This is a genomic window from Rhizobium sp. BK098, from assembly GCF_014193155.1.
Taxonomy (GTDB): domain Bacteria; phylum Pseudomonadota; class Alphaproteobacteria; order Rhizobiales; family Rhizobiaceae; genus Rhizobium.
In genome coordinates, this window is the sequence record NZ_JACHYY010000011.1 from 23613 (window position 1) to 39157 (window position 15545).

A 15545-nucleotide genomic window follows, 5' to 3' on the forward strand; every position below is an offset into this window, starting at 1 on the left:
CGGGTCAAGGCAAATAGATTAAGCGGAGGCAGCGTTGGCTTCGCCCACACTAGAGGTGTTTTCAGACAGTCCCGTCGTAACGGAGAGCAATTTAGTGACCGCAACCGATCCCTCGTCGACAGGCATGTCTTCCGTGCGGCCTATGAGAGTGATAACCAACTCTAGCTTTGATTGCCGGTTGAAGACCGGAGCTGAAACAGCATTAATCCCTGGAATTGGCGTACCGACCGTTTCCGAATAGCCGTATTCCTGAGCTTTTTTTACAGCGAGTTCATACGTCTTTCGAGGCGGAATTTTTCCGAGAGAATGGCTTCTTGTTTGACCGTTCAGTTCCGAATCTACAATTCGGTCCATTCCTTCAGGATTGCTGAACGCGCCAAAGACGATGCCACTTGCTGTTCCCGTCACCGAAAAGAGCGTTCCTTGACGAATGTTCAGAGTCAGAGGCGACCTGCCCTCACTTACTTGCACGATGGTCGGACCGTGCGGTCCCCAGACCACCATCAACACCATGAAACCAAGTTCTTCTGAGAGATGATATATGGCTTGGGACGCAGAATTCAGCAATCCGACTCCACGAATGCGGCCGATACCAAGCCTCAGTGCGAAGTGGCCAAGCTGGTAAAATCCTGACCTGCTGTCCTGCTCGACCAAGCCGATATTCTTGTAACTCGTCAGGTAACCATGACATTGAGCGGGTGCGAGATTGGCCGCTGATGCCAAATCTCTAAGCATCATGGGACCACTCGCGTGCATCAGGGCACTGAGAATTCGTCCGCCAACTTCTATGGATTGAATTCCGCGTGCGTCTCGTGCCACATTGTCCTCCCAGTTGCGACTCTACAAGCTGCCTTGTCCAAAATAATTCAGGTGCTAGTCGCATACCATCACTATCACATTACATATGAACGGAGCGCTTTGGCAATGTTAGATGCCAAGCCACTTTTCGGCGTGACCTTGGGGGGTCGGTGCGATCAACTCGGCATCGGCAGCGACGCCAACAAAAGTTACCACGGTAGGGCGATTGCAGGGGCTTAGCCCAGGCTTAGCGATGTCGACATTCTGATGCTGCTGACGTCAACTTATCGATCTGCGGTATTGCTGCGGCTATCGCTAATGCTTGTTGGGAGCGTTTGACATAGGCGGCCTACGACAGTTTGTCATTAAATTTCAATCCTCACATGGGCGACAGGATTGGCGCCCTAAATCGTCGCTGACTTGGTATCGCGAGAAATTTGTTATTGACAAAAATATTCGGCGATGAATAATCGCCGTTAAGCATTGGGAGGTGCCGAACGATTTTTGCGGCCTTAAGCTGCTGTATCGGCATCGTTTCGGGAGGATTGAAATGACTGACTACATCATCGTTGGCGCTGGCTCTGCGGGTGCGGTACTGGCGAACCGACTGTCCGCCGACCCAGCCGTTGAAGTGACGCTTCTTGAAGCCGGCGACTGGGATAAAAGCCCCTTCATTCATATGCCTGCTGGCTATTTTCGCCTTATGCAGACGCTCCAGCTTGACTGGGGTTACTATACAGTCCCTCAGAAGCATGTGAACAACCGCATTATGCTGGTTCCTCGCGCCAAGAGCGTCGGCGGGTGTACGACGGTGAACGGTATGATTTATACGCGCGGCGATCACACGGACTATGATGGTTGGGCGCAACTTGGCAATCGCGGCTGGGATTACGACAGCATTCTTCCGTACTTTAAGAAAGCTGAAGGCTGGTGCGGGGGTGGCGACCCCAATGTTCACGGTTACGACGGTCCGCTGAAGACGTCTCGTGCCGCTATTTCCAACCCGATCTCTAAGGCCTGGCTCGAAGCTGGCAAGCAGGCTGGGTACAAGTACAACGACGATTTGAACTCGGGCAATCAGGAAGGATTCGGGCCGTGTGATGGCACGCTAGCTGACGGTATCCGATCGAGCGTCTCGCGGTGCTATATCACTCCGATCAAAGATCGTAAGAACCTTACCGTAATTACGAGAGCGCTGGCCTCCAAGATTATTCTTAAGAATGGTCGGGCGGTTGGCGTTGAGTATCTTCAAGGCCGCGAAGTCAAGTCGATTTATGCTGACAAGGAAGTTATTGTATCGGGTGGGGCATTTAATTCTCCCCATCTCCTCCAGATTTCGGGGATCGGCGATCCCGAGCACCTCAAGAAAATCGGCGTCAAAGCCGAACACTCGCTTCCTGGCGTCGGCCAGAACCTCCAAGATCACGTCGGTTGCGGCCTCAAGGTCCGCATTACCAAGCCGCTCTCGGTTCTCAAGTATCTCAAATTCCACCGCCAGGTTCTTGGCGTCGCTCAGTATTTTCTTACAGGAGCTGGCGCGGCCGCTGCGCATGGCGTCGAGGTTATGTCGTTCTTGAAGACTCGTCCAGAAGTCATCGCTCCAGATGTTCAGTGGCACCTGAACATGTGTATGTACAACGATCATGGCCGTGAGATCATCTGGGAAGAGGGCTTTATGCCATACTTCAACCTCTCGCGCCCACAGAGCCGGGGAACCGTCCTCGCCAAGTCGTCTAACCCGCGTGAACTTCCGGCTCTCGACCCGAATTTCTTCTCAGTACCAGACGATCTGCGTGTAATGCGCGATGCGCTTCGCATGTCGCGCGAGATCGTCAATCAAAAAGCGTTCGATGATATCCGAGGCACTGAGTATGCCCCTGGTGCCGATGTTACGAGTGACGAGGGCCTCAACGAATACATCAAAACCCGTTGTGAAAGCGTCTATCACCCTGTCGGCACCTGCAAGATGGGTTCGGACCCGATGGCTGTCGTGGATGACAAGCTTCGCGTTCGGGGTATCGATGGACTTCGCGTCGTCGACGCCTCGGTTATGCCCACCCTTACGAGCGGGAACACCAACGCCCCGACCATCATGATCGGCGAGAAGGCTGCTGACATGATCCGTGCCGCAGCTTCAGGAGCGTCTGCGGAACGCCAGCTGGAGAACGCACACTAATGAGCATGATGACCTCGAAATTGGCACTTTTCTCAGCCGTTTTCGCACTTGCCGCATCGGCGGCGTCCGGAAGCTACGCTCAGTCCGCTCGTGTCGATCAGGGCGCCGACATCAAACCATTGTGCGGCACCAAGCCGATCCGGATCGCGCTGATCGACGGGTACGGTGGCGACACTTGGCGCAAAATCACGCTTGCCGAACTTAAAGACGAAGCGGGCAAGTGCACCAATATCACCGGCATTCAGTACACTGATGCCGGTGGGGACCCTCAGGCGTACAATTCGGCGATCAACTCTTACTCGGCACAAGGCTTCGATATTATCTTGGCCTTCACCGATTTCGGAGACGCCGCGATTCCGGCCTATCGCTCGGCACTCCAAGCCGGGGTAACGATGGTCCCATTCTTCGGCGTTCTCAAGGGAAAGCCGGGCGTCGATTTCGCGGTAAACCCCTATCAGGACTCCATCGCCATCGGTAAGTCATTTGCAGAGTGGGTCGGGAAAGCGCTCAACGGCAAGGGCAACGTTCTGATGCTCGGCGGACCGGCTGGCGCGTCTTCTTCGGCCGACTTCTTAAAGGGCTACAAAGAAGGGTTGAAGGCGTTTCCGGACCTGAAGCTGCTTGACCAAAATTATATCACCACGAACTGGAATCCGGCTGATGCCCAGAAGGCTGCCGCAGGTCTGATCGCAAAGTATTCGCAGATCGACGCAATTGCCTCCGATTTCGGAGTGACGTCTCTTGCAACGATCAAGGCATTCGAACAGGCCGGTGTGAAGGTGCCCGCAATCGCGGCAATCGCGACTAACAATGAGATGAACTGCAAGTACCTTAGTGAGCTGAAGGACGGAAAGGCTTGGCCCTACCTCGCGCTTGACGGTTCGAACGGTGATATTCGGTTCGCTCTTCGCCAAGCACTGGCGTATCACAACAAGATCCAGACGAAGGAGCCGCTAGGCGTAGTCCCTTATGTGTTCGCAGATAGCACACAAGGCGTAAAGCCAAAGTGCAGCGACACCGCGCCTCCCGACGCTGACCTGTCCTCCCTGCTCCCACCGGAGAAGCTGGAAGCGCTCTTCAAGTAATAGATCAGGCTAACGTCTCTCCCGAGACGCCCAATATCCAGATAATAGAAAGGCTGCGTCATGAACTCCATGTTCAAGATTTCCGACCCACTCGCTAGCGTCAGCCAGGAGACAAAGTCGTTTCTGAAGCGCCGCCACCAGCTGTTTTACGGTGGCCAGTTCCATGATCCGAAGGAAGGTCGGCGCCGCGATGTTGTCGACCCAGCTACCGGGAAGGTGATTGCCAACGTTGCCGATGCGGGTAAAGAGGACGTCAACGCGGCCGTCAAGTCGGCACGCGAGGCGTTTGAAAACGGTCCGTGGCGCACGATGAAGCCGAAAGAGCGGGCGAAAATTCTCTACCGTGTAGGCGAGCTCATCGATAAGTATTCGCAGGAACTCGCTGAACTCGACGTTCTCGATGAAGGGTCGCCATTCGGGGTCGTTAAAAACTTCTACATTGCTCTTGCCGCGGATCACTTCCGTTATTTCGCGGGTTGGGCTGATAAGGTCGGTGGCGAAACGCTCAGTGTGAACATGGCTGGCGATTGGCATGCCTATACCCTCCGTGAACCGGTAGGTGTGGTCGGCCAAATTCTTCCATGGAACGTGCCCTTCCTCATGGCAGCCTGGAAGCTTTCGCCCGCCCTTGCAGCCGGCTGCACGGTTATCGTCAAGCCTGCGGAAGACACTCCGCTGTCGGCTCTACGCCTGGCAGAAATCTGCATTGAAGCTGGCATCCCTGAAGGTGTTGTCAACATCGTCACTGGTGACGGCTCGATTGGTGCGGCCATGGTCGATCACCATGACATTGACAAGATCGGCTTTACGGGCAGCACAGCGACCGGCAAGGCCATTGTTCGGGTTGCTGCCGGTAACCTGAAGCGCGTCAGCCTTGAGCTTGGCGGCAAAAGCCCTGTCTTCGTCTTCCCTGATGCCGACATCGAAGCAGCTATCCCAGGTGTAGCAGAGGCCGTGTTCTTGAACAGCGGACAGGCATGCACGGCTGGGTCACGTCTTTACATACATGAAGATGTCTTTGATCGGGTGGTCGAAGGTGTAGCTCGATACGCAGAAGGTCTAAAGCTGGGTCATGGTCTCGACGCTTCAACAAACCTTGGACCGATCATCTCGCAGAAGCAGTATAGCCGCGTAACTAGCTTGCTTCAGAAGGGCATCGATGAAGGCGCGAATATTGTTACCGGTGGCCCGCTTGGAGGGGAGGGCTACTTCGTCAAGCCGACTTTGCTGACGAATATCAATCCCGAGATGACGGTTTATCGTGAAGAAATCTTTGGCCCGGTTATCAGCGCTATGAAGATCACGTCGGATAATATCGATGCGCTCGCTCGCGAGGCCAATAATACGAACTACGGTCTTGGCGCCAGCGTTTGGACAAGGGACTTGGCACGAGCACACAAACTCGCAGCGAAGATCAAGGCGGGTATCGTCTGGATCAACACCCACAATCAGAGCGACGCCAACATGCCTTGGGGCGGCTACAAGGAGTCGGGCTGGGGCCGGGAAATGGGCAAGCCTGCACTCGACCTCTACACCGAGGTAAAGTCGGTCGCGGCCTTCTTGGGCTAACAGCGGCTAGGTTCATTTTTTGGCGTTGAAAATCAATCCCCCGCTCCGCATGGCCAAACATGCGGGGTGGGTTCGTGCGCCCATGTCGTGGCCGCGTGGCGCATTTTCCAACTGGCCTTGGGAGGAGTGATCATGAAGATTAATGGGGTAACGAGGAAGATCGTTCTTGCGGCCGCATCGACGGCGCTTGCTGCAATCGCAGCGGAGACCGCGCTGGCCGATGATTTCGTCTACGTAAATAAGCATGCCGATATCACCAAACTTTGCGGTACGAAACCGTTGCGCGTCGCGCTGGTGGACGGGTATGGGGGCAATTCTTGGCGCAAGACAGCTCTGGCCGAGTTGAAGGACGAGGCTTCGAAGTGCTCCAACATCACCGAGGTCCAGTACACGGACGCGGGAGGCGACGCTCAAACTTACAATTCCGCTATTAACGGCTACACCGCCCAAGGTTTCGATATCATCGTGACTTACACGGACTTCGGCGACGCTGCCCTGCCCGCTTATCGCGCAGCCACGCAGGCAGGTGTCACCATGGCGCCGTACTTCATCAACTTGAAGGGCAAGGTCGGCGTCGATTACTCGGTTAATCCATACGAAGACGCCTTCCGAGCGGGAAAGATGTTTGGCGAATGGGTGGGCAAGTCTGTGGGTGAGGGAAACACGGTCTTCCTTGGTGGTCTCGCAGGATCGGCGTCATCCGTCACCTTTCTGAATGGTTACAAGGAAGGCCTTAAGGACTACCCAAAAATCAAGCTATTGGACGAGAAGTTCATTGTCACCAATTGGAACCCGGCAGATGCGCAGAAGGCGGTATCTGGCTTGATCGCAAAATACCCGAAGATCGATGCAATCGCGTCGGATTACGGTGTGACGAGCCTCGCGGCTGTCAAGGCATATCAAGCAGCTGGTCTGCCGATTCCCGCAATGGCGTTTATTGCGACGAACAACGAGTATTCGTGCGTTTACATGGATGCAAAATCCAGTGGCAAAGCGTGGAAGCAGTTGGCTCTCAGCGGGACTACAGCCGACACGCGGTTCGCTCTCCGCGCTGCGCTTGCTAAGTTGAATGGCATCGCGAACACGGAGCCACGCGCTCTTGTTGCGTTCCCGTTTGCCGACAGTGAGCAGGGTAAGGACCCAGCGTGCAATAAAGACCTGCCGCCGGACGCCGACCTTGGTTCGTCTCTGCCGCAGGATAAGCTGAAGGCGCTTTTCGCGCAGTGATCGTCCCGTCGCTGGTTCTTGGGCCGCCCTAGTCGATTGGGGCGGCCTCCTATAGGTAGCCGCCTGATTGTTCGAAGCTGCGACTGACGGTCACGCTAGATCTCAGCCTTCTTAGTTTCCCCACCTCGCCATTACTCCAGGTGCAGCTCTTGTCTGCCCCTTCGGGCGGGCACTTTGAGTTAGGTGGTCGAGGCGATGCGGTCACGGAAGCTTCTATTGGAAGAAGTGAAGCAGCTTTTGATGCTGGGAAGGATATTCAAAAACCCGCCCAGAGCAGTTAAGCAACCGTGGCTTTTCGGTAGCCACAAAAAAAAGGAACTAGTGCAGTTTCCACCGATCTGCATCAGCCGCTCAGACCTTGAGCGATTAGAGCGAGGCTTACACCGATCAGCATCGTGATAATCAGCAAATTGAACTTTTCGACGCTGACGTATCTCACCAGTTTGCCCCCGGCCCAGCTGGAGATCATTGCGATGGGGATGAACATCGCGATGAGAGGAAGTTCGGACGCGTGAAATTGCCCGAGCGCGACGAACACCGGTAGTTTCATGACGTTAAGGATCGCGAAGAAATAGACACTGGTCCCCACGTACTCGTCGCGACCAAGCCGCAACGGCATTGTATAAAACTGGAATGGCGGCGAGCCTGCATGCGCGATGGTGCTCGTGAAACCAGCGCCAGCGCCGCAGGCAATTCCCAAAGTCGGATTTCCCCTGACTTCCTTGTCAGCAACCATCGGCGCGCCTCTTAAAGTCACAACAAGCTGCCACAGGGCGAATAGGAGGGAAACAACTCCTAGAACTAGCTCGACCACCCACTCGGCAACAGTGGAAGCGAGTAGGTAGGCGGCTATGACACCAACTACGGCCCCTGGCAAAAGCACCGCCAACGATCTTTTATTAAAAATCCGGTGGTACATAAAAACGGCGATAGCGTCCTGGCTTAGCATCACCGGCAACATGAAACTTGCGGCCTCAAGGGGACCCATCACCAACGCCAACATTGGAGTACTGATCATGCCGACGCCAGCGAAACCGCCCTTAGAAAGACCCAAGATGACAATCGCCGTGGTCGCGATGATGTAAAACGACAGGTCTGGATACACGTTACCACGCCCTTCAAGGAAAACTCTAGGAGGGATTGATCGCCTTAGAGGTCGATTGGATCGACCGTGTAGGTAGTGATCTCACCAATGAACTCTTTCGCGTGGGTCATCGTGGTGATGCCCTTGTCCGACCGGAACGCTCTTTCGATTGCCTCGGCGCTTTCGAACCACAACTCGACAATGCCATGAAGCGGCGTCCGGTCGCCACGGGGAGGAGCATCAACGATGAAGTTCTGTCGATAACCCAAGATGCCGGACATACGATTTAGAAGGACCGCGTGGAGACCGAACCATTCACTTCGGAATTGCTCAAGATCTACATCGGTCCTCTTGGTGAGCAGAGACATAAGTTTCACGTATTTGCCTGTGGTTGGCGGCTCGATAACGGTGTTCCTAAAGGCAGTCAGCACGAAAATGTCCGTAAGCTCTCCTTGCGATAGGCCAGCGCCGACATCCATTTCGCCCAGTTCCGCAGCCGTGAAGGCAGCAGACACATCCGCGACCTTGAACTGGGAGATGGCGTCGACTTCCAGGCTTCCGCGCTGGCAACTGATGCCGAGCTGACCACGGCTAGTCGCCAAGTTCACCACTGAACCCGGCAATTGCGGTCTCTCAGCGATTCTTGCGGCAACGGTGTCCTTTGCTTCAGCTGTGGAGTAACCCTCGTTAAAGCGCATCAGACCAAAGACTGAGATCATCTTAGATTCCGTATCAGAAGGTAGTTGCGGTTGAGGTCAGGACCTCAGCACACTCAAAGCGTTCGGAATGTAGCGGATCGTTACGGCGATGATGATCGAGAGTGCCTGAACCAGAAGCTGGACAGCCGTGTCCGCACCCAAGGCGAGAACCATCTGACCTAGCTGCACCATGAAGAGGGCCGCTATGCCGCTTGCGACCACGCTTCCCCTACCACCCGTAAACGGCGTCCCCCCGACAACAACTGCCGCGATGGCAGGCAGAAGATAGTCATTTCCTGCGGTTTGGGAAGCTGAACCGATGAAGCCCGTATATAACATTCCGGCGACGGCAAAGCAGATCGCAGCAATCGCATAGGTTCCAATTTGATAGGGAAGGACAGAGATGCCACCCGCCGCAGCGGCCGCTGGGTTTGCACCGACGGCAACGAAGCGCCGTCCATATACTGTTCGTCTGGTGGCCACGCTGATGAAGATGATGAACACCAGCGCCAAGATGAGGGTCATGGGAACGCCGAGCACCTGATAATGTGAAAACGCTGCCAGCTCCGGCGGCGCAGACATCGGACTGCCGCCTGAAATAGTGCGCACTGCCCCGAGCAGGATCGCATTGACCGCAAGGGTCGTAACGATGGGGGTGATGTTAACCTTGGCAACCAACAAGCCATTCAGAATACCGAACAGGCAAGCGCAGATCAGCGTTAGTGGAACGGCCAGCAACAGTGATCCCGTCATGAAACCGAATTTTGCCAGCAGTAAACCAGAAAGGGTCATGATGCCTGCCAGCGACATGTCGAGACCTCGCTGTTGGATCACGATGGTCTGGCCTACCGCTGCAATTGCGAGAATTGCAGCAAACGGCAACATTGAAGATATTGAGGCAAGGCGAATAGTGCCGGGTGCCACAATCGCGCTAACGATGAAAATCAGGGCTGTTCCACCCCAAATCCAAGTGAATTCATTGAAGGACGTTCTGCGTACGCGCTCGCCGACAGTGATCAACGTCATGGAGTTCTTCTCACGAATAGCTGCCTGGGTCATGCCTGCACCACTTTCTGGCGGCTCTTCGAGTAGAGCGACACTGCTGCAAGAATAAGGAAGCCGAGCAGATAAGACTGCCAAGCCTGATCAAGGCTGAGAAACGATGTAACAGAGTTGACCTGAGTGATGAAGACCGCTCCAAGGAATGCACCAATGAACGAGCCGCGACCACCGAAAAGGCTTGCACCACCAATGACAACGGCGGCGATTGATCCCAGGGTATATCCAATGCCTGCTCGCGGATCACCGATTCCCACCTGAGGCATCATCGAGATCGACGCGATACCAGCGAGGATAGAGCATCCGACATAGGCAAGCAGTCGTGTGGTTGCTGGCCTGATACCGGCAGTTCGAGCTGCTTCCTGGCGAGAACCAAGGCCTCGCAGCGATAGACCAAGAGTTCGGCGATATAGGACAAACTCCAAGATCACTGCTATGACTAAAGCAACAATGAATATAACAGGGAAAATGCCGATCCTCGTTCCAAGGCTCATCATGATGTCGGAGTCTATCATGCCGTCTGGTACGGGGCGAAGGATAAGCGAAACTGCCTGCACTGCCATGAAAGTGGCGAGCGTCACGACCATTGGATGCAATCCCAATGGCTCAACGAGCAGCCAATTGATCAAGCCGACGATCAGCGCAACGAGCAGCAGCAAAGCCCAGCCAATCAAGTGAGATTCCGGACCAAGTTCCTCCAACAGGTAGAAAGATGCGACCACCTGGCATAGGCCCATTAACGGTCCGACCGAGAGGTCGATCCCTCCGACAAGGAGGAGCAACTGTTGTCCGTAGGCGACAAGCGCCAAGGTCGCGACCATCATCATCATTCCCGTCAGACTGCGCGGCGAGATATAAAACGGGTTGTACGAGGCGGCAGCGGCGCCAAGAAATAGAATTGCGGCTGCCACCATTATGAGGGGCGCGCTATTGCCGGCAGCCCATCTCCAGATAGCGCCTACATTTTTATGGTGTCTGTCTCTCTGGCCCGTAGCCTTGAGAACCGATGCAGTGATGTTGTCCTCTGTGACCCTTTCGGCAGAGAGTGTCTCCACGACCCGCCCACGGGAGAAGATCGCCACTTTGTCGCTGAGACCAGCGACTTCTTGTTGATCAGACGAAACGAGAATGATGGCGATGCCTTTAGCGGCAACCTCTCTCAACGTCTTGTAGATTTCCGCGCGTGCGCCAACGTCTACGCCTTGCGTCGGCTCGTCTACGAGCAGAACTTTTGGGTTGGACGCGAGGACGCCTGCGAGCACGACCTTCTGTTGGTTGCCGCCGGACAGAGACCGGATCGGTGTGTCAATATCAGGCGTTTTGACGTTGAAACGCTTGACGGCCTCATTGGCGCGGCGTTCTTCCGAGGAAGCACTAATCAAACCACCGCGTATGTCTTGCCTTGGACTGCGGATCGAGAAGTTCTCGCGCACGGCGAGGTCAGCAAAGATGCCTTCGCGGTGACGATCTCCAGGCAGGTAGGATATCCCGAGATGCATCGCAACTTTGGACGAGGGGATGCGGATTTCCTGACCATTGATGACGATCTTTCCGCTGCCTCGATTGATGCCTGCGAGTGCTCGCATGAACTCGCGCTGACCGTTGGCATCGATACCTGCCAGACCAACGATCTCACCCGCCCGCACCTTTAGCGTGACATCCGCGAAACCAGGTCCAGAAAACTTGTTGGTCTCAAGAATGACCCGACCGTCATGCCACGTCGACTTGGGCGGGAAGGTTCTGTCGAGTGAAGTACCGACGATTAGCGAGACAATCTGGTCTTCGGACAGAGATGAGGCATCGTATGAGCCTTGTCCTTCGCCATCGCGCAGAACGGTGAGGCGATCGGCAATTGCCTGCACTTCTCGGATCCGATGAGAGATGTAGATGACAGATGCCCCGCGAGCCGTCACTTCTCGAATTCGTGTGAACAGGCGTTCGACGTCTTCGGTGGCGAGATGCTCAGTCGGCTCATCGAGAACCAGCAGTTTAGGTTCGCACGCCAAAGCCTTGACGATCTCGACGATGAAGCGCTGCTCTGGATTAAGTGTTGTGATGGGTGCTCGAACGTCGATGGCGACATTGGTGCTCCAGCGCTGGAGTAAGTTCCTAGCCCAGGGATTCAAGTTCGACAGGCGCGGTCTGCGAGCTTCAGGCAGACCCAGAAAGAGGTTCTCCGCAACCGAAAGATCAGGCATCAAGGCGGGCTCTTGACGAACAATCGCTAGACCAAGGTTTCTTGCCTTCTGAGGATCGCCGCGAACCTCTTCGCCGGATATCCAGACGTTTCCGTCTGTTGCCGCAAGAGCGCCGGATGCGATACCCATCAGGGTCGACTTACCCGCGCCGTTCTCGCCGACCAAACCGTGGACTTCGCCGGCGCGAACATCAAACGTAATGCCTTGTAGCGCTCGGACTGCTCCGAAGTGCTTCGCTACATTCTTCATCTGCAAAATGGCGGCGTTGTTGTTCATGATCGCACCTCATTGAAGCCTGTGGCGCACGGGATGGCGACTTCGCGCCCTTTTAGGGTGGAATGGAGCTTCATGAGTTCCTCCCGAATCTCTCCGACGTCCGGTCGTATTCCACGACCGCCTGGCCACGACGTGTGACCATCCTCCGATTTTCATTCTCTAATAATGAAGTAATTTGTCAATATGATATTTCTCGGCGCAGAAGCGATGAGGCCGAGAGGGCTATGGCGACGTAATAAGATGGTGGATTGGTGGCGGCCCAGGTCCCTTGCTACCGTGGGATTGCGCCGTCATTCAATCGCTGAGCTTACAAACACTTAGCGCGATTTCGCGACAGTGATTCGAATGAAGTTGCGGCTTTCTCGATCTCCCGACATTTCCCAGCGCACTTTCACCAGAGAAACGAAGGCGTTGTCGCGCGGGGCCTAACCCTCGATGAATCGCCATTTCTGAGCAATCAGAGACCTGGGATATCTCATTCGGTATTGGCAAAGTCGTTTTATTGTATATAATCAAAAGCGTTCGTGAATATCGAATTTGCGCCGCTGCCACTTAAAATTGCTGGGCGAGGGAGGGAAATATGCTTGATATTCAGGGAGCGGTTGCCGTTGTCACGGGAGCCGCTCAGGGCAACGGTCGAGCTATTGCAATCGGCCTCGCAGCTGCCGGGGCTAAGGTCGCTTGTTGCGACATTCAGGACGACGCTGTCCAGGCGGTGGCCAACGAGATTAAAGCGCAAGATGGCCAAGCAATTGCGGTCTCCTTGGATGTGACTAAAGCGGATAGCTGCGCCGCCGCCGCCGCCAAGATCAACAAAGCTTTTGATCAGCCAGTCAGCGTATTGGTCAACAACGCTGGCATCATTCGTCGAACCGCACCCGACTCGGAGACATTTGTTAGTGACTGGGACGCCGTATTAGCCGTGAATGCGACGGGGGTCATGCACATGGTCCTAGCATTCCTGCCTCAACTCAAACAGACGCGCGGTAGGATAGTAAATCTAGCTTCGATCATGTCCGTTTCGGCAGGCCCGGGACTTACAGCCTACGCTGCTTCGAAGGGTGCTGTCCTGCAGCTAACGAAAGCACTCGCCCACGACCTTTCCAAAGATGGCATACGTGTCAATGCAATTGCGCCAGGCGTCATCGAAACGCCTATGACTGTGACAACTCGCGAAAATCCGGAATCCATCGGCCGGTTCATGGCTCACACGCCCCTTGGCCGTCCGGGTAAGCCGGAAGAGCTGGTGGGGCCGGTATTGTTCTTATCGTCGGCCGCGTCGAGTTACGTGACGGGTGCATTACTGCCTGTCGACGGCGGCTATCTTGCATCTTGATGGAGTATTAAAATGAAGCGTCACGAAGTTGATGTCTTGGTCGTGGGATCGGGGGCTGGTGGCCTCTCCACGGCTGTCGCAGCCGCTCATCGCAGGCTCACCGTCGTTGTAGCAGAAAAAGAGCCTGTATTCGGCGGGACGACTGCCCGGTCAGGTGGCTGGATGTGGATTCCCTGCAATGCGCCAGCACAGCGGGCAGGAGTCCAAGACTCGTTTGACCGCGCTAAGACCTATCTCAAGCACGAAACCGGTGAGTTCTTTGATGAGCGAAAGGTGGATGCTTTTCTGGAGAGCGGCCCGAAGGCCGTCGATTTCTTCGAGAAGGATACGAGCCTGGAGTTCGATCTTGGGCCGACGTTTGCTGACTATCATCCAACCGCTCCAGGCGGTATCGACGGTGGGCGGTCCATTGTGGCGCGTCCCTTTGATGCCCGGCAGCTTGGCAAGAACGTCCAGTACCTGCGGCCGCCGCTTGCGGAAATCACCATCCTTGGCATGATGATCGGCTCGGGGAAAGAATTGCTCCACTTCTTTAACGTCATGAAGTCGCCGATCTCCGCCTTCTACGTCGGTAAGTTGTTTGCAAAATTCCTGCGCGACGTAGCGTTCTATGGCAGGCCCATGCGGCTTACGAACGGCAACGCGTTGATCGGACGCCTTGCGAAGTCGGCGTTCGACAAGGATGTGCCTATCTGGACATCGTCGCCGGTGAAGGAACTTATCCGCGATACCAAAGGACGCGTGATCGGCGCAATCGTGAATCGACCCGACGGTCCCGTTGAGGTGATCGCGCGCAAAGGGGTCGTCCTCGCGGCTGGGGGATTTCCGCAAGACCCTATTCGCCGAAAGCAGCTGATGCCTCATTCGCCATCCGGCTACGAGCACGTATCGCCAGCGCCTCCCGGTAACACCGGCGACGGTCTCCGCATGGGCGAGTCCGTTGGGGCGACCGTTCAAATCGACCTGCCGTTCTCCTCGGCACTCGTACCGATTTCTCGGCCGCTGAAGAGTGACGGGACTCTTGGAACTTTTCCCCACTTCGTTGACCGCTCAAAGCCTGGCGTCATCGCTGTCACCCGATCCGGTAAGCGCTTCGTCAACGAGGCGAACAGCTACCATGACTTTTGCCAAGCAATGATTAAGCGCTGCAGAGAAGAAGGCGGCGAGGGCGCTGAGAATGCGGCGTGGTTCATTGCAGATCATCGGACTTTTAGAAAATATGGACTCGGGTTTGCCAAGCCTGCTCCTGTGCCTTACAAAAAGCTGATAAAGCAGGGCTATCTCCTTTGTGGCAAAACTATCGCCGACCTCGCTCGCCAAATCGGCGCGGACCCGGCCGCGCTGGAAACGACTGTCGCGACCTTTAACACCCACGCTCGGCAGGGCAACGACCCTCAGTTTGGCAAGGGTTCTACCAGCTATAACAGATCGCTAGGTGATCCTCAGCACAAGCCCAACCCCTGCGTTGCGCCCATAGAGAAGGGACCGTTCTACGCTGTCCGCCTCTATGTAGGCGACCTTGGAACGTTTGCTGGACTCAAGACCAATGAGAACGCTCAAGTTCTTGACGATGTTGGAAGGCCTATCGAAGGCCTGTATTCGGCGGGCAACGACGCCGCGTCCATCATGGGTGGCAATTATCCGGGCGGTGGCATCACGCTCGGCCCGGCTCTGACCTTCGGCTATATCGCCGCGCGTCACATGTCGGGCGCAAACTCCTGATCAAAAAGGGAGCATTCCTCGAAAGGAGGGACTCCCAGCATTTTCACGGAAAAGCTACTCTAACGAGGGCATTTGCTGTGCGGATTGGCTTTTAAAGCTTCCGGACGAAACATCAATTATCTGGCTCGCCTCGTCGTCCGCTTCCTTTTGTAGCTCACCGTTTTGATCCGTTCACAGCCTGGATTCATGCAGTTTTCACAGATTACGCCACTGCCGCTTACGCTATGGGCGCTCGTCGCTGACGACGCACGTAGGTGCGACGCGTTGAGGCCGGAGGTGGCCTTTCGGAGGGGTCTGCGCAAATTTTTAGAACCCTC

The 15545-nt window shown here is 55.4% G+C and carries 11 protein-coding genes; 6 read left to right on the forward strand and 5 right to left on the reverse strand.

From position 1 onward, the window contains the following. Positions 1–18: 18 nt before the first annotated feature. A complete protein-coding gene (locus FHT73_RS23995; RefSeq protein ID WP_183715291.1) occupies positions 19–819 on the reverse strand; it encodes a helix-turn-helix domain-containing protein in 801 nt (266 codons plus the stop codon). Positions 820–1348: 529 nt separating this feature from the next. Between FHT73_RS23995 and FHT73_RS24000 the strand changes: the two genes are divergently transcribed. From FHT73_RS24000 to FHT73_RS24015, 4 genes are all read left to right on the forward strand, one after another. Further along, complete coding sequence (locus FHT73_RS24000) at positions 1349–2974, forward strand: choline dehydrogenase (protein ID WP_183715293.1); 1626 nt, start codon at positions 1349–1351, stop codon at positions 2972–2974. Next, positions 2974–4059, forward strand: a complete 1086-nt coding sequence (locus FHT73_RS24005; protein ID WP_183715295.1) for a substrate-binding domain-containing protein — start codon at positions 2974–2976, stop codon at positions 4057–4059. The genes FHT73_RS24000 and FHT73_RS24005 overlap by 1 nt, the downstream gene beginning before the upstream one ends. Positions 4060–4119: 60 nt before the next feature. After that, positions 4120–5628: an aldehyde dehydrogenase family protein gene (locus tag FHT73_RS24010; protein WP_246699102.1), complete on the forward strand. Its 1509-nt coding sequence runs from the start codon at positions 4120–4122 to the stop codon at positions 5626–5628. Positions 5629–5760: 132 nt separating this feature from the next. Further along, positions 5761–6855, forward strand: coding sequence for a substrate-binding domain-containing protein (locus FHT73_RS24015; RefSeq protein ID WP_183715297.1), 1095 nt, complete (start codon positions 5761–5763; stop codon positions 6853–6855). 343 nt (positions 6856–7198) lie between these two features. On the opposite strand, the gene FHT73_RS24020 is transcribed toward FHT73_RS24015, so the two are convergent. The 4 genes from FHT73_RS24020 to FHT73_RS24035 are packed head-to-tail and all read right to left on the reverse strand — an operon-like array spanning position 7199 to position 12170. Further along, the gene (locus FHT73_RS24020; protein WP_183715298.1) at positions 7199–7960 is read right to left on the reverse strand and encodes a sulfite exporter TauE/SafE family protein; all 762 of its coding nucleotides are present in this window, start codon (positions 7958–7960) and stop codon (positions 7199–7201) included. 44 nt (positions 7961–8004) lie between these two features. Next, the gene (locus FHT73_RS24025) at positions 8005–8658 is read right to left on the reverse strand and encodes an EthD family reductase (RefSeq protein WP_183715300.1); all 654 of its coding nucleotides are present in this window, start codon (positions 8656–8658) and stop codon (positions 8005–8007) included. 36 nt (positions 8659–8694) lie between these two features. Next, positions 8695–9663, reverse strand: a complete 969-nt coding sequence (locus FHT73_RS24030; protein ID WP_210290472.1) for an ABC transporter permease — start codon at positions 9661–9663, stop codon at positions 8695–8697. A gap of 29 nt (positions 9664–9692) precedes the next feature. Continuing rightward, positions 9693–12170, reverse strand: coding sequence for an ATP-binding cassette domain-containing protein (locus FHT73_RS24035; RefSeq protein WP_183715304.1), 2478 nt, complete (start codon positions 12168–12170; stop codon positions 9693–9695). A 580-nt stretch (positions 12171–12750) separates the two neighbouring features. Between FHT73_RS24035 and FHT73_RS24040 the strand changes: the two genes are divergently transcribed. Both FHT73_RS24040 and FHT73_RS24045 read left to right on the forward strand, forming a co-directional pair. Then, positions 12751–13506, forward strand: a complete 756-nt coding sequence (locus tag FHT73_RS24040; RefSeq protein WP_183715307.1) for an SDR family NAD(P)-dependent oxidoreductase — start codon at positions 12751–12753, stop codon at positions 13504–13506. Between the two features lie 12 nt (positions 13507–13518). Beyond that, the gene (locus FHT73_RS24045; protein WP_183715309.1) at positions 13519–15228 is read left to right on the forward strand and encodes an FAD-dependent oxidoreductase; all 1710 of its coding nucleotides are present in this window, start codon (positions 13519–13521) and stop codon (positions 15226–15228) included. Positions 15229–15545 lie beyond the last annotated feature (317 nt).

Bases quoted from the DNA above. Each gene is read 5' to 3' on its own strand.
- FHT73_RS24000 (WP_183715293.1), top strand. From the start codon at position 1,349: ATGACTGACTACATCATCGTTGGCGCTGGCTCTGCGGGTGCGGTACTG.
- FHT73_RS24005 (WP_183715295.1), top strand. From the start codon at position 2,974: ATGAGCATGATGACCTCGAAATTGGCACTTTTCTCAGCCGTTTTCGCA.
- FHT73_RS24010 (WP_246699102.1), top strand. From the start codon at position 4,120: ATGAACTCCATGTTCAAGATTTCCGACCCACTCGCTAGCGTCAGCCAG.
- FHT73_RS24015 (WP_183715297.1), top strand. From the start codon at position 5,761: ATGAAGATTAATGGGGTAACGAGGAAGATCGTTCTTGCGGCCGCATCG.
- FHT73_RS24025 (WP_183715300.1), bottom strand. From the start codon at position 8,658: ATGATCTCAGTCTTTGGTCTGATGCGCTTTAACGAGGGTTACTCCACA.
- FHT73_RS24030 (WP_210290472.1), bottom strand. From the start codon at position 9,663: ATGACGTTGATCACTGTCGGCGAGCGCGTACGCAGAACGTCCTTCAAT.
- FHT73_RS24035 (WP_183715304.1), bottom strand. From the start codon at position 12,170: ATGAACAACAACGCCGCCATTTTGCAGATGAAGAATGTAGCGAAGCAC.
- FHT73_RS24040 (WP_183715307.1), top strand. From the start codon at position 12,751: ATGCTTGATATTCAGGGAGCGGTTGCCGTTGTCACGGGAGCCGCTCAG.
- FHT73_RS24045 (WP_183715309.1), top strand. From the start codon at position 13,519: ATGAAGCGTCACGAAGTTGATGTCTTGGTCGTGGGATCGGGGGCTGGT.